Annotated in this window: 22 protein-coding genes and 1 tRNA gene; 3 read left to right on the forward strand and 20 right to left on the reverse strand. The window is 39.3% G+C overall.

The annotated features are described in order from the left end of the window. Positions 1-30: 30 nt before the first annotated feature. Complete coding sequence (locus R2876_00570; protein ID MEZ4357121.1) at positions 31-1,713, forward strand: hypothetical protein; 1,683 nt, start codon at positions 31-33, stop codon at positions 1,711-1,713. Positions 1,714-1,736: 23 nt separating this feature from the next. Here R2876_00570 and R2876_00575 read toward each other — a convergent pair whose 3' ends face one another. From R2876_00575 to pta, 17 genes are all read right to left on the reverse strand, one after another. Next, on the reverse strand, positions 1,737-2,585 hold the full coding sequence (locus tag R2876_00575; GenBank protein MEZ4357122.1) for a M15 family metallopeptidase: 849 nt from the start codon (positions 2,583-2,585) through the stop codon (positions 1,737-1,739). A 125-nt stretch (positions 2,586-2,710) separates the two neighbouring features. Beyond that, positions 2,711-3,565, reverse strand: a complete 855-nt coding sequence (locus R2876_00580; GenBank protein MEZ4357123.1) for a hypothetical protein — start codon at positions 3,563-3,565, stop codon at positions 2,711-2,713. After that, a complete protein-coding gene (locus R2876_00585) occupies positions 3,562-5,001 on the reverse strand; it encodes a HAMP domain-containing sensor histidine kinase (GenBank protein ID MEZ4357124.1) in 1,440 nt (479 codons plus the stop codon). The genes R2876_00580 and R2876_00585 overlap by 4 nt, the downstream gene beginning before the upstream one ends. Further along, positions 5,001-5,657: a response regulator transcription factor gene (locus R2876_00590; protein MEZ4357125.1), complete on the reverse strand. Its 657-nt coding sequence runs from the start codon at positions 5,655-5,657 to the stop codon at positions 5,001-5,003. Before R2876_00590 ends, R2876_00585 begins: the two co-directional genes overlap by 1 nt. A 282-nt stretch (positions 5,658-5,939) precedes the next feature. Further along, positions 5,940-6,016, reverse strand: a tRNA-Arg gene (locus R2876_00595). A gap of 61 nt (positions 6,017-6,077) precedes the next feature. Beyond that, positions 6,078-6,746: a glycerol-3-phosphate 1-O-acyltransferase PlsY gene (gene plsY / locus R2876_00600; protein ID MEZ4357126.1), complete on the reverse strand. Its 669-nt coding sequence runs from the start codon at positions 6,744-6,746 to the stop codon at positions 6,078-6,080. Positions 6,747-6,761: 15 nt separating this feature from the next. Continuing rightward, a complete protein-coding gene (gene der, locus R2876_00605; GenBank protein ID MEZ4357127.1) occupies positions 6,762-8,078 on the reverse strand; it encodes a ribosome biogenesis GTPase Der in 1,317 nt (438 codons plus the stop codon). 3 nt (positions 8,079-8,081) lie between these two features. Continuing rightward, positions 8,082-9,380: a DUF512 domain-containing protein gene (locus R2876_00610; GenBank protein ID MEZ4357128.1), complete on the reverse strand. Its 1,299-nt coding sequence runs from the start codon at positions 9,378-9,380 to the stop codon at positions 8,082-8,084. Positions 9,381-9,409: 29 nt separating this feature from the next. Further along, positions 9,410-10,027: a hypothetical protein gene (locus R2876_00615; protein ID MEZ4357129.1), complete on the reverse strand. Its 618-nt coding sequence runs from the start codon at positions 10,025-10,027 to the stop codon at positions 9,410-9,412. 76 nt (positions 10,028-10,103) lie between these two features. Further along, positions 10,104-11,345 carry a serine hydroxymethyltransferase gene (gene glyA / locus R2876_00620; GenBank protein ID MEZ4357130.1) on the reverse strand — a complete coding sequence of 414 codons (1,242 nt, stop codon included), beginning with the start codon at positions 11,343-11,345 and terminating at the stop codon, positions 10,104-10,106. An 11-nt stretch (positions 11,346-11,356) separates the two neighbouring features. Further along, on the reverse strand, positions 11,357-12,091 hold the full coding sequence (rnc, locus tag R2876_00625; GenBank protein ID MEZ4357131.1) for a ribonuclease III: 735 nt from the start codon (positions 12,089-12,091) through the stop codon (positions 11,357-11,359). A 38-nt stretch (positions 12,092-12,129) separates the two neighbouring features. After that, entirely contained in the window at positions 12,130-12,360 is a 231-nt protein-coding gene (acpP, locus tag R2876_00630) for an acyl carrier protein (protein MEZ4357132.1), read from the reverse strand. A 31-nt stretch (positions 12,361-12,391) separates the two neighbouring features. Then, the gene (plsX, locus tag R2876_00635) at positions 12,392-13,393 is read right to left on the reverse strand and encodes a phosphate acyltransferase PlsX (protein ID MEZ4357133.1); all 1,002 of its coding nucleotides are present in this window, start codon (positions 13,391-13,393) and stop codon (positions 12,392-12,394) included. Between the two features lie 159 nt (positions 13,394-13,552). Continuing rightward, positions 13,553-13,738 carry a 50S ribosomal protein L32 gene (gene rpmF, locus R2876_00640; protein MEZ4357134.1) on the reverse strand — a complete coding sequence of 62 codons (186 nt, stop codon included), beginning with the start codon at positions 13,736-13,738 and terminating at the stop codon, positions 13,553-13,555. Positions 13,739-13,758: 20 nt separating this feature from the next. Then, entirely contained in the window at positions 13,759-14,247 is a 489-nt protein-coding gene (locus tag R2876_00645) for a DUF177 domain-containing protein (protein MEZ4357135.1), read from the reverse strand. A gap of 63 nt (positions 14,248-14,310) precedes the next feature. Next, complete coding sequence (locus R2876_00650; protein MEZ4357136.1) at positions 14,311-15,504, reverse strand: acetate kinase; 1,194 nt, start codon at positions 15,502-15,504, stop codon at positions 14,311-14,313. Positions 15,505-15,534: 30 nt separating this feature from the next. After that, positions 15,535-16,524, reverse strand: a complete 990-nt coding sequence (gene pta, locus R2876_00655; protein ID MEZ4357137.1) for a phosphate acetyltransferase — start codon at positions 16,522-16,524, stop codon at positions 15,535-15,537. Positions 16,525-16,630: 106 nt separating this feature from the next. On the opposite strand from pta, the gene R2876_00660 reads away from it, so the two are divergent. Beyond that, positions 16,631-17,818, forward strand: coding sequence for a nucleotidyltransferase (locus R2876_00660; GenBank protein ID MEZ4357138.1), 1,188 nt, complete (start codon positions 16,631-16,633; stop codon positions 17,816-17,818). Here the strand turns inward: R2876_00660 and R2876_00665 are convergent. Beyond that, positions 17,815-18,609, reverse strand: a complete 795-nt coding sequence (locus tag R2876_00665; GenBank protein ID MEZ4357139.1) for a patatin-like phospholipase family protein — start codon at positions 18,607-18,609, stop codon at positions 17,815-17,817. The genes R2876_00660 and R2876_00665 overlap by 4 nt on opposite strands. A 53-nt stretch (positions 18,610-18,662) precedes the next feature. Between R2876_00665 and R2876_00670 the strand changes: the two genes are divergently transcribed. Beyond that, positions 18,663-19,805: a hypothetical protein gene (locus R2876_00670; GenBank protein ID MEZ4357140.1), complete on the forward strand. Its 1,143-nt coding sequence runs from the start codon at positions 18,663-18,665 to the stop codon at positions 19,803-19,805. On the opposite strand, the gene R2876_00675 is transcribed toward R2876_00670, so the two are convergent. Both R2876_00675 and coaD read right to left on the reverse strand, forming a co-directional pair. Further along, positions 19,802-20,281 (reverse strand): ATPase, encoded by a 480-nt coding sequence (locus tag R2876_00675; protein ID MEZ4357141.1) that lies wholly within the window; start codon positions 20,279-20,281, stop codon positions 19,802-19,804. The two genes, R2876_00670 and R2876_00675, sit on opposite strands and share 4 nt — an antisense overlap. Continuing rightward, positions 20,278-20,778, reverse strand: a complete 501-nt coding sequence (gene coaD, locus R2876_00680) for a pantetheine-phosphate adenylyltransferase (GenBank protein MEZ4357142.1) — start codon at positions 20,776-20,778, stop codon at positions 20,278-20,280. Before coaD ends, R2876_00675 begins: the two co-directional genes overlap by 4 nt. Positions 20,779-20,780: the final 2 nt, after the last annotated feature.

Raw genomic sequence — 20,780 nt, forward strand, 5'->3', positions numbered from 1 at the left:
TAACGCCGGCAATTCTCCGGAGGCAAAGTTATGGAAGACAGTATTCAAACAGAATCTCATTTTTCTAAGCTATATAAAGCATTTTCAGCCGATGGATTTAAGGTAAAGAAAAGGGCATATACTGAATCAGGCATGCTTGGTATAGAGGCTAAACATATGACGGCAGCGGACAGGGATACAGGCAAAATGAAAACCAGCTATTATCTCGAAGGAAATCCCTATGAACGAGGCTACCTATTGGGGCTGCTTGCGGAACCAGAAATCTCCGATATGTCAGTTAATTTCGTTGACAACATAATCTTTGACTTCATAGGATTGGATTTTTTAAATGTATTTCCATTGCTTCAAAAATTACTTGTCTCGTTTATTCATGATATTTCCAGAAGTACGTGGGAATCGCAGCCCAAGCACATACGTGATGAAGTTAACGGTATATTAAATGGCTGCAAAAAGAGCAACCCGAAAACTCCTGTCACACTCTCGCGTTTAAGCATAATGAACGTAGGAATAGATGTGCTATGCGCGCTTGTTTATACCGGCAGTTTCCTTCGCAAACAGGTGCCGCAGCTTGCCCCTAAAGATATACACCTTGCAATGATGTGCAATGCTTTTTCAATATTCGGCGCTGCAGCATCAGGCGGGCATTTCTTTGCCCGTGATTTTATGTTTGCTTCCGGCGGAGTGCTTCAAAAAAACTTGGCACATATCATATGCCTCCCATCTAAGCAGGATAAAGTGCCTCTAAACCCTCATGTAAGCATAACTGCCCCCGGAATGATCGGCAGCATAAGCGCCATGAACATTAAGGGCGTGGCCGCAGGGCTTAACATGTCGCCTGCTGCCAATTGTGATATAGACCATGTCGGAATAAACTCAATGCTGCTTCTCCGCGAAAGCATACTTTATGGCAGCAGCGCCTCTGATTCAGCTGAAGTTGTTAAAGATGCCAAACGTGGCGTTTCGTGGAACTACGTATTTTCAGACGGAGTAAGTGACACCGCCTGTACCGTAGAGGCTGGTGCATCTTTAAACAATATAGATTTCCTAAGCTATCCGCCAGCATCTTTACGCCCTTATTTGCCAGATGATAAATTCCTTTCGTCACATGAACCGGCACCTTTTAAAAACGGTACAATGACGCGCTGGTACGGTGCGCCTTTCCCAGACATATATTTTAAATTTAACGCCGGGCTTTTTGAATACTATAAAGCAAGATACAACCCTTGGATACGCCTATATAAAGATGCCTTCTTACCTGATGGATTTATAAACCGTACGATAGAAGAAAAAAACTGCCCCTCTAACTTTTACTTTGCTCCTCAGCGCACACAGCAAGACGTATTTATCACGACTAACCACTTCTTGCTGCCGCATATGCGGCTTTGTGCAATGGACCCATGGGTTGCATTGATAACTATTGGAAAGGTCAATGATCTGCAATGGCGATATGATGAATTAAACCATCAGGTAAGGCAGGAGCTTATTAAAAACGGCAGCATCAATTATAAAACCGCCAAACACCTGGCAGACTATTTATCTCCATACGGAAAGTTCCCTGAGTATTATGAGGATAATCCAAAAAGCAGTGACGGTAAAGATATTCGCATAGAAGGATGTACCTCTTTATTTGATCTTAAGAATTTAACAGTAGAAAGCCATTTTGGATATTATAAAGATAAATGGGTAAAAACAACGCTCCCTGCCTATTTCTAAACGATACTCAAACTCTTTGCTGGTTATGGGACATATACATACTCCTCAAGGCATAGCCCCATTTCATACATTTCTCTAGCCGCTTCGACTCCTACATACCGATAATGCCACGGTTCATAAATCACACCCGTAATATGTTCCTTATTCTCTGGGTAGCGGAGAATAAACCCAAACTTATATGCGTTATTTTTAAGCCATTTCCCCTGCTCCGTTTCATCATAATCATCATCAGCTTCCTTATAATCTTCCGCCAAAATATCAATTGCCAGCCCAGTTGCATGCTCAGTACAATTTCCCGGCATAACTTTAACCGGGTTTGTATAAGGGTCGCTGCCATAATTTTTATCTTCATTTAACTTTTCCTGGTATAACGTATCCTGATACGAAACACTGCGGTAAGCACTAGTAATAATAAATTGAGTTACACCGTCTTCTTTAGCTGCCTTAAACATTTCATTTGCCGCTTCGCCTGCCACCTCATTAATAGATGCATGCTCGTTTAATGCTACCAATCCTTTTTCAAAAACAGTCCCCATTTTTACCATTCCATCCGGGCGTTTATCTGAAGTAAGCGGATGCTCCCAGTTTACCAGCATCAAAAAGCCTTCTGCCTTTTTTTTATTAAATGAAGCTGCTGGGGTATCAGTGTCTATTTGCTCGGAAGTCACCCCTGCTACTTGGCTATCTAAATCTGTTCTCACAAATCCTATCGCTTCATCAGATACAATTTTTATCGCTATCACGACGGCTAAAATAAATAATATAATTATGAAAATCAATCTAAATATTACATTCTTTTTAGTGGTCCAGCGTTTTTTGCGCCGGTATCTTTTTAACAGATTTCTTATTTTAATCCACTCCGTCCTTCTCAAAACCGACAAGATATATTGTCTAATTTGCTTTTTTGACCGTATTAAAAAACACCGGCCTTTTATATCTTAAAAAACCGATGTCATCAAATCTTACTTGAAATGTATACAACTTGTGTTATTTTTATTTACTCTACCATATCATTGGGTATAAACTGTATACGATCCCAGTTTTCTCCTAAAATATTTATAGATTTTACGATGCCAAAACCCTGGTCCTCAAGCGGGAAGAACAAATTCAAAGCATTATTTATAATGGTAGCGCTGCTCTTTTCACTAGTATCATATACGACTTCTTCTTTTGCAAAGTATTGTTCTGCTTCCGCTATTTTAAGCTTATCCTCAAGCCCTATGGTCTTTGCATAGGCAGATACCCCGCAAGATTCACTGAAATGTATGAATGAAGAATAATAATAACTTATGCAGTAAGGATTGCCTGTTAGCGTATCACAATAAATTTCCAAAAAATAAATCGGCCAGTTCTTTACGGTAACAGTTTCATTATAATATGGCTCCCATTGATATGTGACCTGCCAATATGGAATTTTCGTAGAGCCGCTGGGGCTCTCATATAAAACGGCATCGATCATTGCATATGATAACAAAGTATCCGCCGCAACAGTTGGCAAACCAAGGTTTGCGTAGATTTCAGAATTGAATTCGTCTATCCAATCGGGCAAATAATCATTTATTTTTTTTATTACTTCTTCTATTGAAAGTTCAGATGAGTAGGCGCTTCTCGTACTCTTTATATTAATATCTGCGTTGCAGAATATATTTACCCGTTCTTCAAACGAAACCGCCTGGCTTAGATAATTTGTGTCCTCATCTGCTTGCAACGTAAAAACCTTATTTAATGTCTCTTTTTCCTGAGCCTTTGATAAGGCCACAGGTACAGCAACGCTTATAAATACAAATACCAATACAATTAAAGTCCAAAAAATATATATAAGAAACCTTTTATATGCAAGGAACCCTTTCACTCCTCTTCTCCTTTCTTCTCTAACTCCTGACGGCTGTTTTTCGTTAGAGGCAGCAAAAATGACACCGTTGTGCCTTCATTTAAAACACTCTTAACCTTTAACTTGGAACCATGGATCTCGGCGACACGCTGAGCAATCGATAACCCCAATCCTGCACCGTGCTGTGCACGCGAACGAGATTTATCCACCATATAAAACGCCTCAGTGATTCTTTGAGTCTCTTCAGGAGGTATACCCCGGCCAAAATCACGAACGGATATCTGATACTTTTGCCCGACAGTTTTTCCTGATAGCAGTATTTCCCCACCATCAGAAGCTTTCCTCCCGTTATCTATTAAATTTATTATCAGCGTAACTAAAAGGTCCGGTTCGCAAAATACGATCCGTTTTTCTGCAGTCAGTTCAATTTTTATATCGGCCGTAATAAGAAGCGGTGCAACGACTTTAATAACATGCCGTAACAGCGGCTTTATATTAATCGGCCTTAAAGTGAAATTCTGGCGTTCTAACACAATCATATCCATCAGCTTTAACGACATGGCTTCCAGGCGTTTTCCCTCACTAAAAATGAAGGAAGACGCTTTAAATACATCCTTTGGCTCTAAGTCTTCAGAGCGCAGGAGATCAGCATATCCAATGATAGATGTAAGAGGTGTTTTCAGTTCATGCGAAAAATTCGCGACGAAATCCTCCTGCTGCTGCGCGTATTTCTTTAAATCGGCAATATTTTGTTCCACAGCCGCCGCCATATGATTGAAGCTAGTCGCCAGCTCTCCTATCTCATCTTTTGTTTTAACATCGACCCGCTCATGATACCTGCCTTCTGCAATACGACCTGCCGACTTCTTTAGCTTCCTTATCGGGCGGGTTAATATAAAGGACAAAGCAGATATAAGTAGCGCTCCAACTGCAATCATAGCCAGATTCAAATATATATAAAACCGTGTCAACTCTTCTTTTTTAGAAAATATTTCTTTTACACTGCGGGATAAAGCCAGATAAAGCCTTTGGTCGTTATAAACAAAGCTTCCGACGATTTCCAAAGTATACGCACCTGATGCATCTGATATCTGATATTGCTGGTCATCATCTCCAATAGAAGTTACAGAAAGTGAAACCGAAAGCGTTTCCGGAACGGACACAAGCTTTGTCCCTGCGCTGTTAAAAACTGCCAGGCTTTGCCCGCTTGTCATGGCAGCCGTTTGTTTGATAATACTTCCCATCATTTCATCTGTGACATTGCTGTATTGCATTTCTGCACTAAGCAGGCTGGATTCAAAAGCAAACTGTGTAAGCTGATATTCCTCCAAACCCCTTTCGATTTCCCGATTAACATCCGAATTAAAAGAAGTAGATATCAGCGCATAGCTTCCAATAGAGCATACTATGGCAATCACTAATGTTGTTAAAATAAACACTTTGAAAAAAAACTTCATTATGTATCATCCAATCGGTAACCGACCTTATAGATGGTTTTTATACGGCCTTCCCATCCAAGTTTTTTGCGCAAACGCTGTATATGGGAATCTAATGTACGCGTATCGCATGCAAATTCTATTCCCCATACGCGTTCAAACAATGTCTCTCTAAATAGTGCGATATTTTTGTTTTGTGCGAGAATTACGAGCAGGTCAAACTCCTTTATCGTAAGCTTGACAGGGTCACCCTGCTTTGTTACTTTCCGTGCATCCACGTAAATAACTACATCGCCAATCTGAATTAAATCTTTCCCTTTGTGGTAACGCCTTAATACAACTTCGATCCTGGCCATTAGCTCTACCATTTCAAAAGGCTTTACAATATAATCGTCGGCTCCTAATTTCAGCCCTTTCACTTTATCTTGGACATCTCCCTTTGCCGTTAAAAATATAACAGGAATATTCATCGGCTGAATATAATACATCAAATCAAAGCCGTTAAAAATTGGAAGCATAATATCTAGAAGAACCAAATCATAATTATTTTTCTCAATAAGATCAGCTGCCATTTTGCCGTCGTAGGCACACTCACAAAAATAGCCCTGCCGTGTAAGCTTCATCTGAATCAAGCTGGATATAGGCAGTTCATCTTCAACAATCAATATTTTCGTCATATGTTACCCCTCCATATGTGTGAATTGTACCTATTTTATCTCTAAAATGCGGACAAGTTGTGTCTAAGTTAATATTTTTGAAAAAAAATTGTAACAATATGTAATTATTATAACAGAAATTTAATATAATAGAAGTTAATTATATTATTAAAAAGGTTAGATAATATTATAAACTCGGAGTATGTTTATTATCTTAGAAGTTTTAACTAGTCAAAAAAATTTATAAAATAAAAAGAAAAAACAAATAACCAAAAAAACAGCTTGATCAAGCTGTTTTTTTGGTGGCGTACCCGGGAGGATTCGAACCTCTGGCCTTAGGAGTCGGAGTCCTACGCTCTATCCAACTGAGCTACGGGTACAAGCCGAAGATATTATAGCATCAAAGCTAAGGGTTAACAACCCATGCAATTTCTGAAAATTTTATTTGGCTGAAACAGGTTCGTCGTCTTTTACTTTATTTTTTTTTATTTTTTCCATTATGCCATTCTTTGAAAGCTTTATCTTAGATTCCTGCCCTTTTAATATGCGCTTTATATTTTCCCTATGCGAGAAAAATGCAGACAATGCCAGCACTATGATAGCTATATGAAGATAAGTATCCGAAGGGAAAAACACAAATGCCGTTATAACGTAAATGACAGAACCGGCGAGAGACCCTATCGACACCGTTCTGGTCAAAACCATTATTACTATAGCTGCTGCAAATATTATAAGTGTGTGTATGGGCATTATAACTATAAGAGCGCCTAAAGTTACTGCAATTCCCTTTCCGCCTTTAAACTGCAGAAACACCGGCCAATTATGCCCCAGCATAACGAATACTGCCGCAACGTACATACCGGTCCTTCCAGCGAGCAAATAACCGAAAAAAACAGCCAAACTACCTTTAAGCACATCGCCTGCGAGCGCTAAAATGCCCCATTTCAAGCCGTAGTTCCTGAGCATGTTGGTAGACCCGGCATTGCCGCTTCCGAGCTCTCTAATATCCTTTTTATTGATTATACGGCTTAAGATATAAGAAAATATAATACACCCAAGTAAGTACGCCTGAATCGCTGATATTATAAGTTTAAAAATCAAATTGTCCAATTTTATTCCCTCCTCTTATTCGTTCTTCTCCCTAAAGGCTATTCTAATCGGTGTGCCTTTAAAATCAAAGGTTTTCCTCAGATAATTTTCAAGATATCTCTTATAAGAAAAATGAACCAGCTTCTCGTCATTAACAAATAATACAAAAAACGGCGGTGAAACGGCAACTTGCGTGGCATAGTAAATCTTTAAGCGCCTGCCTTTGTCCGAAGGGGGCTGTGTCACTGTTATCGCTTCATTTATACAGTCGTTTAACAACCCGGTCGTCAGACGTTTCGCGCTGTTCTTATATGCGTTTAATGCTTCATCTAACAGCTTATCAACCCTTTGTCCGCTAAGAGCGGATATATATACGATTTGGGCATATTTCATAAAAAGCATCGCACTCATTATTTTATCATTAAAGGAGTTTACAGTGTACGTATCCTTATCAATTAAGTCCCATTTATTGACTGCTATAACTACAGGCTTGCCTTCGTCGTCGACAAATCCGGCTATCTTTACATCCTGTTCTGTCACCCCATCTGTCGCGTCGATCATTATTATTACTACGTCTGCCCTTTTAACCGCTGCCAGAGTTCTTATAACGCTGTAACGTTCTATCGTAGCATCTTCTATCCTGGATTTACGCCTCAACCCAGCTGTATCTATTATCATATATTTTTGGTCGTCTCTCGTAAAATAAGAGTCTATAGCGTCCCTGGTCGTCCCTGGTATGTCGCTTACTATAGACCTGCTTTCGCCTATTATCCTGTTAGCTAAAGATGACTTCCCCGCATTTGGCTTTCCGACGATAGCTATTTTTATCATATCTTCCTGCTCAGCAGTTTTAAAATCTTTTAAATAAGACACTATCTTATCTAAAAGATCCCCCAATCCTAACCCCTGTGCCGAAGATATGCCAAATATTTCGCCTATACCCAAGCTATAAAAATCATAGACTTCCTGTTCGTCTTTTTTATTGTCTACTTTATTAACTACGACGATGACCGGTTTTTTAGTATGCCTAAGCATCATGGCAACTTCATAGTCTTCCGGTATAAGGCCCTGCTTTGCATCGGTAAAAAACAGTATCACATCTGCAGTATCGATAGCAATTTGGACCTGTTCCCTCATCTGTTTTAAAATCACATCCGAGGTATTTAAATCTATCCCTCCGGTGTCTACCAAAGAAAAAGTGATGCCGTTCCATTCTGCATCTGCGTATATACGGTCCCTTGTCACGCCGGGAGTATCCTTAACTATAGCTATCCTTTTGCCAGTTATCCTGTTGAAAAATGTGGATTTGCCTACGTTCGGACGCCCGACAATCGCTACTATTGGCATCGCCATTGATTATATCTCCTTTTGCCCTAAAACCGACAAGACAAAACTTTCTCCATCTGCCTTAACCGGACACACCTTAACGTTAAGGCTTTCAGAAAGTTCATCTACGGTAACATCATCTAAAAACGTATCTTTTCTATCCCGAAGCATGCAGTCAGGAATTATAAGCTCCTTGCCAAGCGGCTTATTTAAAAGCTGGTTATTTAAATCCCCGCCTGTTATAAGGCCGGAAACCGTAATGCTGTCTCCAAAAAAATCATTTTTTATAGGATAGATTAAAACGTCTATATCAAAAGCCGATTTTATGTTATTTATACATTCTACCATAAAATCATAAGAATCCATACCTGTTGCAATACTAATTTTTCTTTTAATCGGTTTTACATCTGAAAAATCCTCTATTGCGTTTTTTACTTCCCGTTCAAAGAGGCGAATCATGCCAACGCCGTTTTCTATCTGGCAAAAATCCTCGTACTCTTCATATTGCGGCAAAACGTATTTTGCCCTTAAATACATTTCGTCCGAAGGGAAGACAAATCTTGTCCCTCGCTTTTTTAAAATTTCCTTTTGAGCTATGTTAATAACGTCGATTGCTTTTTCTGCCGATTCTTTATTTAACACGGAAATAGGGTAAAGCCCTTCTCTAAACTTTGTAAGCCCAACAGGGACTACCGCAAGCGAAAGGCAGTTTTCAAGAGACGATAAATAACCGATAGTCTCCTTTAAAACTTTCCCGTCGTTTATTCCGGCCATTAAAACGACCTGGGCATGAAAGTTAATATTATTTTCAAGTAAGATATTCAACGTTTCCTTAATCGGGCGCGCCGTTTCATTTCCCAGTATCTTTTTCCTAAGCCCCTCATCAATCGTATGTACCGATATATACAGGGGGCTTGCCCCACGTTTACATATACGGGTAAGCTCTGCATCAGAAATAGAGGACATCGTTATATAATTCCCCATTATAAGGGAATATCTCCAATCCTCATCTTTTACATAAAGAGTTTTTCTCAGTCCTTTTGGAAGCTGGCTCACAAAACAAAATATACAGTTATTTAAACAGACTCTTTTTTTGCCAAAAAGGCTTTCTTTAAATTCTAAAGCTAAAGGAGTGTCTTCATCTTTGTTTATATTTACTGAAATGTGTTTTCCGTTTCTTTTAAGATCTATTTTTAAGTTTTTTTGGGCACTGAAATAAACGTAATCTACATAATCGATAAAATCCTCATTATTTATCTTTTGGATCTCGTCGCCACTTTTAATTAAATGTTTAAGCTCCCTATTTACCTTTGAAACGGTAAACCCCATAAATTCCCCCGCAAAACCCGTTTTTTATTTTAGGCGTTCTTGTGAACTACCTTTAATTCTTCTTTTCTTCTCCTGAACCATTCAGCAATCGAATGTGTAATATCAGTTAAGATCATAGTAGATGCGGTGGCTGCCGCAGCTCTGGCCAGGCTTAAGTCCATATCTAGGTATATATATGTATCTCCTATTAGCACATGTTCTAATATATAAAACGCAAGCAGGGACACACTGCAAAAATATGCGGCTGCAGCTGCAATAACAGCATCTTTGGACATAATGGATATTATTATCAGTATAATGCCTGTCTCTATATATGCAAGCCCGTTCATAGAATACTCGCTTATATCAAGAGTACGCTCTACCATATATATTATCCCCGCCAATAATATCGCGCTTAACATCGCCATAATGCCGTATTTAGGTTTTTTTATTAACGCTGCTATCATAAAAATAAAAGCCAAAGGTATCGCTAAATTTAAGCTAACCCCGTATATTCCGACTTCGGGCATCAAAACCGCTATGGCAAATAGCACTAAAAATATAATAAAAGTAAGTTTATTTATACGTGCCCTAAAAAATGCTTTATTAAAGCAACCGCTAACTGTGAGTATTAATAATACAACTGTTAAAACTATTGATAAATACATAAAACAACCGCACCTTTTAAGCTTATTTTTAAATAGCTTTCCCAAAATGCGGCTGATTTATATTTATTTGAAAAAATTATTTATAAAGAGGATGCTTCTCGCAAAGGTCAACAACTGCCTTTTTTACATCCGGAACAGCGCTTTTCCCTTCTTTTAACAGTTTGGAGATTAGGTTTCCTATTAGGACCATGTCTTCTTCAACCAGCCCGCGTGTAGTAACTGCCGGCGTTCCTATACGTACGCCGCTTGTTACGAATGGGCTTAATGTCTCAAAAGGAATCGTGTTTTTATTTACCGTAATATTTACTTCGCCTAAAATATCCTGTGCATCTTTGCCTGTCATATTTACCGATGCCATTGTATCTACCAGCATAAGATGATTATCCGTGCCGTTTGAAACTAGCCTAAAGCCATGCTCCATCAAGGTATGCGCCAAAATTTCAGCGTTAACTACGATCTGTTGCTGATATAATACAAAGTCTTCTGTTAATGCTTCCTTAAAACATACTGCCTTGGCAACTATCGTATGCATAAGCGGCCCGCCCTGTATTCCCGGGAAAATCGCCTTATCTATCGCCTTTGCATATTCTTCACGGCAAAGTATAAGGCCGCCTCTTGGGCCTCTTAATGTCTTATGAGTCGTAGATGTCACAAAATCAGCATAAGGAACCGGGTTATCGTGTGCACCGGCAGCAACTAATCCTGCTATATGTGCCATATCCACCATCAAATAAGCACCGACTTCATCTGCTATTTTCTTGAATTTTGCAAAGTCTATATACCTTGGATATGCACTTGCACCTGCAACTATCATCTTAGGTTTATTTGCTACTGCAAGGCTCCTTACTTCATCATAATCTATATATTCTGTATCTTTTCTTACCCCATAAGGAACGATTTTAAAATATTTACCGGAGATATTTACAGGGCTACCATGAGTCAAGTGGCCACCGTGGTTTAAGTTCATACCTAAAATAGTATCACCGTAGTTTAGCATTGCAAAGTAAACGGCAGTGTTAGCCTGTGCACCGGAATGTGCCTGTACATTTGCATGCTCTGCACCAAAAAGCAGTTTTGCGCGTTCAATCGCCAGATTTTCCGCTTCATCCATAAACTCGCAGCCGCCATAATAACGTTTGCCCGGATACCCTTCTGCGTATTTATTGGTAAAGTGAGAACCCATAGCCTGCATTACCGCTTCGGATACAAAATTCTCAGATGCGATAAGCTCCAAATGCTTTTGCTGGCGGTCCAGTTCTTTCATCATTATTTCATAGATCTCTTTGTCTGTCTGTTTTACAAAGTTAAAATCCAACATCGCTTTTCTCCTTATTTTTCGTTTAAGTTTTCAATTGCGTCGCGCGCTGCTTCCTGTTCCGCATGTTTTTTAGTCTTTCCTTTTCCTCTCCCGATGTTTTCCCCGTCTGCTCTTAAATAGACATAAAACATCTTGTCATGCTGAGGTCCTTCCTCTTTATATAGAACATAGCGGTATCTTTTTATTCCTTGTTTTTTTAAGTAATCTGCTATGCTCGTTTTATAATCGTATACAACATTTTGGTTAACGACTTCTTCTATTTTCTCACCTAAGAATCTAAATATAAACTTCTTCGCGCTTAAGTATCCCCCGTCTAAATAAATGGCCCCAATAAGCGCTTCAAATGCGTTTGCTAAAATAGAAGGCCGCTCCGGGCCTCCTGCCATTAGCTCGCTTTTGCCAAAATACATATAGCTGCTTAGCTTAATTAAACGTGCAGCTTGGTACAAAGATTCTTTTTTTACAATAAGGGAACGTTTTTGAGACATATCCCCTTCATCAAAACTATAATATTTAAAAATATGCTCAGAAATAATAAGCTCTAAAACAGCATCCCCTAAAAACTCCAGCCTCTCGTTAGAGAGTTTTTGGGTAGAGGAATGTGATAAAGCTTCCGTCAAGATGTTAGGGTTATGAAAATTATACCCTATTTCATTCTCTATTGAGTTTCCATCTCTACGTTTCTTTTTCCCTAGCATTTTTAACTCTATTGGATTTTTATTCCTTTGTGCTTTCTGGCCTAGCATTTCTAATTAAAAAGCCCCCTGAAAGAAGGCTTTTTCTCCTATTCTAGTTTTGATTCTATGTATTTGACGACGTCAGCAACCTTTATTACCTTAGGAAGGTCATCGTCTGGAATTTCTAAATCAAACTCCTGCTCCAAATCCATAATCAACTCGACTATGTCAAGAGAATCTGCCTTTAAGTCTTCAATTAAATTGGATTCCATCGTGATCTTATCTTTACTTATCTCAAGCTGTTCAGATAAAATCTTCTGCACCTTTTCAAATACCATTTTTTGTTCCTCCTAAAAATATAAAAATAAATTAGTCCTCTACTTTGGTTATTTCTTCTTTTATAATATTAACCAAATCCCCAATAATAAACTCCCGCGCCTGGTTTACTGCACTTTTTATTGCCCGTGCATTAGAACTTCCGTGTGCCTTTATAACACACCCATTTACTCCAAGCAGCAATGCCCCGCCATATTCAGTATAATCCATTCTCTTTTTTAAACGGCGAAAAGCACCTTTTGCCAAAAGTGCACCGATTTTTGATTTAAAGTTTTTATATAGTTCTTCTTTTAACATCGAAGTTATAGTCTGTGCAGCGCCTTCCATCATTTTAAGGGCTATATTCCCTGCAAAGCCATCGCATGCAACGACATCATAATCTCCGCTGTTTACGTTTCTAGCCTCGACATTACCTACAAAATTCAGCGGCATCCCCTTTAAAATAGCATATGCCTCTTTTGTAAGCATATTTCCTTTTTCTTCTTCCGCACCGTTATTTAAAAGGCCAACCCTAGGGTTTAAGACCCCTTGAGCCTTGCTCATATATATGCTGCCCATTTGCGCAAATTGTGCAAGATAAGATGGCTTACAGTCTACATTAGCTCCGCAGTCTATAAGCAATACGCCGGTTCCTTTAGTAGTGGGCATAACCGGAGCCAATGCAGGGCGTTTCACCCCTTTGATACGCCGTACTATCAGAGTAGCGCCTGCAACGGTGGCACCTGTCGACCCTGCCGTGATGAATGCCTGGCCTTTCCCCTCTTTTAACAGGTTAAAGCCAACAACAAGCGAAGAATCGTTTTTTCTCTTTATAGCCTCCACGGGAGATTCTGCCATATCAATGACTTGAGTAGCATTAACGACTTGAATCTTGCTTCTATCGTAATTATATAATGCGAGCTCTTCTTTAATAAGCTCTTCTTTTCCGGTAAGTATAACTTTGATATCGCTATATGCATTTACCGCTTGAACGGCCCCTTCAACAATTGCCTTAGGAGCATTGTCTCCGCCAAAGGCATCCAGTATTATATTCAAATTTTTCTCCAAACCACAACTATACTTTAATATAATTATAATAAAACAAACAATCGATTTCAACCATATTTAGGTTAACCGCATTTTTAAAAGAATTTACACCCCTTAAAAGAGATGTAAATTCACTTAAGTAATAATCCACTTAAATATTATTTATTTTTATTTGCCTTCTTCGACTTTCATAGCCTGCCTGCCATTGTAGTATCCGCAAAATTTGCAAACCCTATGAGACAGTTTCGGTTTGTGACACTGTGGACATTCGTTCACGCTGGGAGCAGTGAGCTTCCAGTTTGCGCTTCTTTTATTTCTACGTTGTTTAGAAGTCTTTCTTTTTGGTACCGCCATTTTATAACACCTCCATTGTCTTAACTAAATAAATCTTTTAAGGCTCCAAACGCATTTTCCTGCGTCTTCCCTTCTTTATTACAATCACATGTTTTCTTATTAAGGTTTGCCCCGCACTTAGGGCATATGCCTTTACAGTCTTCCTTGCAAAGCATTCTTTCAGGCAAATTAAATATTATGTTTTCCTCTGCAATCTCAGACAAATCGACATTATTGTTTACTATCTTAAAATCATCCGGGTTAGTTTTGGATATGCGCTCTTTAAATTCCGCATCTATATCGTAAAATGCATCTTCTAAGCACTTAACGCATTCTGATTTAACTTTTGCTTTCAAACGCGCATCAAGAGTTATGCGTTCATCTAAATATACGTACTTCCCAACGATGCTGACAAGGTCTACGACTTGATAACTGCATCCATTATAACTAATATCAGGAAGAGGAAACTCTACTTCTAGTAAAAAAGTCTCTCCCGGGTTTTTTAAACATTCCGTTACGTCAACAGTCATATTTTACCTCTAAAAAACCAGTTATACTAGATTATATTTTTATTTTACCCGCTTGTCAACTTATTATTTTGATAAAAGCTTAACCGTATCCCTTGCTATCATCAATTCTTCATTAGTCGGTATAACGAAAACTTTTACTTTGCTGCTTGACTTTGAGATCTCCATTTTGACACCGCGATGGCTATTTTTTTCAGGGTCCAGTTCGATTCCTAAAAATTCAAGCCCGTCCATTATGTTTGCGCGCATTTCGGGATCGTTTTCGCCGATACCCGCTGTAAAAGCGATGCAATCAAGCCCGCCCATTGCAGCTGAATATGCTCCGAAATACTTTTTAACTGAATATGCAAAGGCTTCCAAAGCCATCTTTGCACGTTCATTCCCTTCTTCTGCCGCGCTGGATAAATCTCTAAAATCGCTGCTTATACCTGAAAGGCCCAAAACACCGCTTTTTTTATTCATATATGTATCCATCTCTTCGATGGTCATATTTTCTCTTTCCATCATGTACTTAACGATTGCAGGATCTATGCTGCCACAGCGCGTTCCCATGATAACGCCTTCAAGGGGCGTCAATCCCATGCTGGTATCCACACATTTGCCGTCCTTAACAGCGGATAAGCTGCTGCCGTTTCCCAAATGGCAGGTTATAAGTTTTAAATGCTCAGGGTTGCCCATCAATTCTGCAGCACTCATTGAGACATAGCGGTGGGAAGTACCATGAAATCCATAGCGGCGAACTTTGTGCTTCGTATATGCTTCATACGGAAGCCCATATAGATAAGCTCTAGGAGGCATCGTCTGCCCAAAAGCCGTATCGAAAACAGCGACCTGCGGCACTCCTGGCATAGCCTCGGTGCATGCCTTTATCCCCATCAAGTTGGCCGGATTGTGAAGCGGCCCTAAGACAATATTGTCTTTAATTGCCTTTAATACAGGTTCTGTAACTATCTGCGAATCGGAAAAATCCGGCCCTCCGTGCAGTACTCTATGGCCTACCGCACTTATTTCTTTTAAATCTTTTATTACGCCGTATTTATCATCTAGCAATACTTTTAACATAAGCTCGACGGCGACTCTATGGTTACTTAGTTCTTTTTCAACTATATATTTTTCTTTCCCCTCAGCGGTATGCTTTAAAACAGAATGCGGTATGCCTATCCTCTCTACGATACCTTTTGCCAGAACATTTTCTGAATCTGCGTCTATTAACTGGTACTTCAATGATGAACTGCCCGCATTGATGACTAATACATCCATTTTATATCCCCTTTAATCCTTTTCTTATTTTTATACGCTCTGTGCCTGAACAGCTGTAATCGCCGTAACAAATACGATATCATCTGCGTTGCATCCGCGTGATAAGTCGTTAACCGGTTTTGCAAGGCCCTGACATATTGGTCCAAGAGCCGTTGCGCCTGCCAAACGCTCTGTTAACTTGTATCCTATGTTTCCTGAATCTAGGTCCGGGAATACTAAAACGTTTGCGTGCCCTGCAACTTTGCTTCCGGGAGCTTTGCTTTCTCCTATTTTCGGGATTAAAGCTGCATCTGCCTGTAATTCCCCGTCTAACATAAGTTCGGGGAACTTTTCTTTAGCTATCTTAACTCCTTCGGCCACCTTTTCTACTTTAGCGTGCTTCGCGCTTCCCTTAGTGGAGAAAGAGAGCATCGCTATTTTTGCATCCATATCAACCAATTCTTTTGCAGTCATTGCCGAAGTCTTTGCTATCGAAGCAAGCTCAGATGCGTTTGGATCAGGGTTAAGTCCGCAGTCTGCAAATACAAGTATACCGTTTAAGCCAAATTCCTTTTTGGGCACTTCCATTAAGAAGCAGGTTGATACCAATTCTATTCCGGGCCTTGTCTTTATTATCTGGAGAGCTGGGCGAATAGTATCCGATGTAGTATGCACTGCGCCGGCTACCATTCCATCGGCTTCTCCCGCCTTTACCATGAGTACACCAAAATAAAGAGGATCCTGAGCTTGCTTTTTAGCCTGTTCCTCAGTCACCCCTTTTGATTTTCTGATCTCGTAGAAAAGTTTTGCGTAAGAATCCAGTTTGTCCGATGTCTTTGGGTCAATTATTTTAACCTCACTGCTTAAATCCTTGCCTTTTTCACGTATAACTTTCTCGTCCCCAATCAGAACAACATCTGCTATACCTTCCTTAACTATCTTATTAGCAGCAGTAATAGTTCTAATTTCTTCGCCTTCTGCTAAAACAATTCTTTTTTTGTCTTTTTTAGCTTTTGCAATTAAAATATCCTTTAACGCCATCTTGCATACTCCTTTTTATATATGTATACTTATATAAAGTTTTGGTATAATTATTTCACCAATGAATTATTATATATCAATTGACCTGAAATGAAAAGAGAATTTTATGAAAATATGCGGAATTATAGCAGAATACGACCCTTTTCACTTAGGACATGCCTACCATCTGGATGCTGCCCGTAAAAGTTCCGGCGCGGATGCGGTAGCTGTTGCAATGTCTGCCAGCTTTGTTCAGCGCGGCTATCCTGCAATGTTCGATAAGTGGACACGGGCAAAATGCGCCCTTGCTTCCGGTGCTGATATCGTATTTGAATTGTCTGCTCTAGGTTCTCTTCAAAGTGCGGAGGGTTTTGCATCTGCCGGCGTTAAACTTTTAAATGAAATAGGCGCAACTTCACTGTCTTTTGGCTGCGAGACGCCGGACATCACATTTCTATCTTCAGTAGCAGACGTTTTGATAAACGAACCGGAAAATTACAGGGCATATTTAAAGGAAAGCCTGTCTGCCGGTCATAGTTTTGTCAAATCAAGGGGCGAGGCGCTTAAAAAGTACCTATCTCTTGACAGTGACAAGGTATCTGCTATCAATAAACCAAACAATATCTTGGCAATAGAATACCTAAAGGCAATAAAAAGATATGCGCCAACGCTTTCCCCGCTTCCTATTAAGCGCAAAGGTAGCGGTTACCATGAAAATAGCCTTTCAGATAAGCTGGCCAGTGCTTCTGCAATTAGAAAAGGCATTCTTGCCAATTCTGATATTTTAAGTTATGTGCCAAAAGCCTGTTACGAACTTTTAAAAGAGCAGATAGACTTAGGAAATATACGCGTCTTGAATGATTTCTCAGAAAGTATATTTAATTCACTTATAAAACTCAATAAAGAGGGCATCGCACTTTTACCAGACGTTTCCGAGGGGCTTGAAAATAAAATTTTCTCAAGCCTAAAATCCCACCCCAATGATCTTGATGAATTTATAAACGCGATAAAGAGCAGCCGGTATACTAAAACGCGAATAAACCGGATACTCATAAACGCACTTATCGGGATAACCAAAGAAGCAATACTTAAGTTTAACCAAAGCCCTCCCCAATATATAAAGGTTTTGGGCATAAAAAAAGCATCTAAACACTTACTATCATATATATCAAAAAAGGCAAGCTGCCCGATAATCTATTCCGCCTCAAACATAAAAAATGAATTTTTGGATCTAGATATATTGGCGACGAACCTTTACCTTTTAAAGTCCAAAACTTTTAACCGCGACTATACCGAACGTTTGATCGAAGTCTAACTATTGCTTTTAATCTCCTCAATCTTTTCCTTTATCGCATCTATAGAATCAAGTGTCCTTTTATATCCAATGTCGACACACTCTTCAACCTGGCTGTTTGAAAACGGGCTTATTTCCCTGACAGACGGCAATATCAAAACGTCTGCCTTATACATCTTGCTCTTGGCGATTTCATAGCTCATTATATTCATAGCCTGCTGCATAAGCTGCATCACATTTTTAGGAGATTTCTGGTCCTCACCTCTATACGAAACATCAACCCCTATTACCATATCTGCTCCCATACTCTTGACAGTCTGGACCGGCACTCTTTCGACTATGGCGCCGTCTACATAAAGCTCCCCGTTTATATCTTTTGGCAAAAATATCCCCTGCATTGAAATACTTGCCCGGACGGCATCATATATTTTCCCTTTGTCAAACACCTTAAGTTTGCCGTCTCTTAACCTGACGGCCACGCATGTAAATGGTACGCTCGTTTCCTTAAATGTCTTATTTTTTGTGAGTAACCTAATAAGTGTTTCAGCTTTTTCGCCTTTTATTATCCCCTGCTTATTATTAAAAGAAAAATCACGTATTTTATTCATACCGTAAATGGATATGAGGTTGGCGAGCATGTCAAGGTCGCTGCCTGTAACATAAAGCGCACCGATAAAAGCACCCATGGAACATCCAGATACCATATCTATCGGTATGTTATTTTCATTAAGCGCTTTTATCACGCCTATATGGGCAAATCCGCGGGCGGCACCCGCACCTAATGCTAAACCTATTTTTATCTTGTCCTTCATATCAAACACCTATCAAACATATCAATTACATATATACTTCGAGGAGAAAATTTATGCAGAGAATACCAAAGTGTATCCTTATTATATCAGTATTTTTATTTTTACTTCTAGTGGCACTCTTTCCCGAAATAAGCATAGATGCCGCGAGCAACGGACTGATGCTCTTTATAGAATCCGTGCTGCCTTCTATACTGCCCTTTTTAATAGGAACCTCCATACTCCTGCAGACCGGCTTTGTGCCAATTATAGGCGCTATCTTGTCCCCTGTCTTCGGTTTTTTGTTCGGATGCCCTGGCGAATCCGGATACGTATTTTTATCTGCCGGGCTATCCGGATATCCAATAGGCGCCAAACTCAGCGCAGAACTATTTGATAAAGGCATATTAACCCGTGACGAAGCGCAACTAACACTTTACTTTACAAGTATAACCAGCCCTCTTTTTATAAGCGGCGTAGTTGCGATATCCCTGTTTAATGCGCCTTACCTTTCGGGGTACCTCTTATTCTCACACTACATTGCAGCGATTCTAACCGGAGTTATAATGCGTATCCGCTTTGGCAAAAAGAAAATGGTTTATAGTATACGGGCTGAATTAAAAAAAGCCCTTCATAACTTCCGGCTAAAAAATAATTTCTTTTCAAAGCAGACAACTATAGGCAATATTTTAAAAAACGCCGTTACTACTTCTCTTATAACTGTTGCAACTATATGCGGTTTTATAATTTTATTTAATGTTTTAATTAACCTTTTAAACCACCTAGGATTCTTTGAAACCGTATCTAATATACTGTCTCCTCTGCTCACCAAATTTTCAATAAATCCGGCAGTTATAAAACCATTAATATCAGGCAGTATAGAAATGACTGTTGGTGTAAACATGGCAAGCAAGATCTCAAGTAAAATATTGATGGCCTACATATCCGCTTTTCTTTTAGGCTTTGGCGGCTTATCTATAATAATGCAGACATATGCCTTTATATCTCAGTATAAGCTAAGTGCTAAAAATTTTATAGCGGCTAAGTTCATGCAGGGCTGCTTGTCCTCTCTTATTCTGGCTGCAAGCTTAAAGGTTATTCCTTTAACTGTCACAACATCGAGTTTAAGCGCAAATACACCAAACGTTTACCAATATTTAGGCCTTATATTCTTCTTGCTTTGCAGCACAACTTTATTAGCAAAGCTGAAAAAATATTAATCTAAATGCACTTCTGGCTCTTTCTTCACAGTTTTTCTAACATCTAACTGTGCTGAATCGTCTTTTACTGCGTCTAAATAATCGTTTAAATAATTTTGCACATCCTGCAGTACATCTTTTGCATACTGGTTTGCGCCCAGCCTTATTTCTCTTGCATTCTTCTTGGCACTTTCAAGTATACTTCTGGCTTTTTCATATGCAAGCTGGGTTAATTCGTGTTCTTCAACCAGTTCGGTTACTTTTGAATCTGCCCCCGCTACTATGGAGCTGGCCTCTTCTTGAGCGTCACTTAATATACGGCTTTTTTCCTGCAGCGTACCATCTGCCTCTATAATGCTTTCCGGAAGAGAGTTTTTTATGTCTTGTATGATCTCCATAACTATGTCTACTTCGATTACTTTCTTTTTAGACAGAAAAGCATTTGGGCTCATATTTATTTCCTGCTCTAACTCCTCGATAAACTCAAAAACTTTCATTTCCCCGAAAACCTCTCCTCTTGAATTTTTTTTGTAATATCTGAAACGATCTGCGAAGGGACAAAATCCTTTATATCTCCTTTATTCCTGGCTATATCTTTAATAAAGCTGCTGCTTAAAAAAGAGTTTTCAGTCCTCGTCATCATGAGTATTGTTTCTATCTTAGGATACATATGCGCATTCAATGCCGCCATAGAAAATTCATGTTCAAAATCCGACACTGCACGAAGGCCGCGTATGACTATATTGACGTTTTTTTCTTCAAGATAATGAACTAAAAGCCCCTTGAAACTGTCTACCTCTACATTTGGCAGGTGTTCAGTGCTTTTTCTTATAAGGTCCATGCGTTCTTCCACACTAAACATAGGTGTTTTAGACGCATTCATCAGCACCGCAACAATTATTTTATCAAATATCTTGGAACTACGGTCAATTATATCCATATGGCCGTTTGTTATTGGGTCGAAGCTGCCGGGATAAATACAAATCTTCTCCAAAG

It is taken from the genome of Eubacteriales bacterium (assembly GCA_041390245.1).
In the GTDB taxonomy this organism is placed as follows: domain Bacteria; phylum Bacillota; class Clostridia; order Christensenellales; family JAWKQI01; genus JAWKQI01.

Excerpts from the sequence above, each read along its gene's own strand:
- R2876_00570 (MEZ4357121.1), top strand. The coding sequence starts at position 31 with ATGGAAGACAGTATTCAAACAGAATCTCATTTTTCTAAGCTATATAAA.
- R2876_00585 (MEZ4357124.1), bottom strand. The coding sequence starts at position 5,001 with ATGAAGTTTTTTTTCAAAGTGTTTATTTTAACAACATTAGTGATTGCC.
- R2876_00590 (MEZ4357125.1), bottom strand. The coding sequence starts at position 5,657 with ATGACGAAAATATTGATTGTTGAAGATGAACTGCCTATATCCAGCTTG.
- der (MEZ4357127.1), bottom strand. The coding sequence starts at position 8,078 with ATGGCGATGCCAATAGTAGCGATTGTCGGGCGTCCGAACGTAGGCAAA.
- R2876_00610 (MEZ4357128.1), bottom strand. The coding sequence starts at position 9,380 with ATGGGGTTTACCGTTTCAAAGGTAAATAGGGAGCTTAAACATTTAATT.
- R2876_00615 (MEZ4357129.1), bottom strand. The coding sequence starts at position 10,027 with ATGTATTTATCAATAGTTTTAACAGTTGTATTATTAATACTCACAGTT.
- glyA (MEZ4357130.1), bottom strand. The coding sequence starts at position 11,345 with ATGTTGGATTTTAACTTTGTAAAACAGACAGACAAAGAGATCTATGAA.
- rnc (MEZ4357131.1), bottom strand. The coding sequence starts at position 12,091 with ATGCTAGGCCAGAAAGCACAAAGGAATAAAAATCCAATAGAGTTAAAA.
- acpP (MEZ4357132.1), bottom strand. The coding sequence starts at position 12,360 with ATGGTATTTGAAAAGGTGCAGAAGATTTTATCTGAACAGCTTGAGATA.
- rpmF (MEZ4357134.1), bottom strand. The coding sequence starts at position 13,738 with ATGGCGGTACCAAAAAGAAAGACTTCTAAACAACGTAGAAATAAAAGA.
- R2876_00645 (MEZ4357135.1), bottom strand. The coding sequence starts at position 14,247 with ATGACTGTTGACGTAACGGAATGTTTAAAAAACCCGGGAGAGACTTTT.
- R2876_00650 (MEZ4357136.1), bottom strand. The coding sequence starts at position 15,504 with ATGGATGTATTAGTCATCAATGCGGGCAGTTCATCATTGAAGTACCAG.
- pta (MEZ4357137.1), bottom strand. The coding sequence starts at position 16,524 with ATGGCGTTAAAGGATATTTTAATTGCAAAAGCTAAAAAAGACAAAAAA.
- R2876_00660 (MEZ4357138.1), top strand. The coding sequence starts at position 16,631 with ATGAAAATATGCGGAATTATAGCAGAATACGACCCTTTTCACTTAGGA.
- R2876_00665 (MEZ4357139.1), bottom strand. The coding sequence starts at position 18,609 with ATGAAGGACAAGATAAAAATAGGTTTAGCATTAGGTGCGGGTGCCGCC.
- R2876_00670 (MEZ4357140.1), top strand. The coding sequence starts at position 18,663 with ATGCAGAGAATACCAAAGTGTATCCTTATTATATCAGTATTTTTATTT.
- R2876_00675 (MEZ4357141.1), bottom strand. The coding sequence starts at position 20,281 with ATGAAAGTTTTTGAGTTTATCGAGGAGTTAGAGCAGGAAATAAATATG.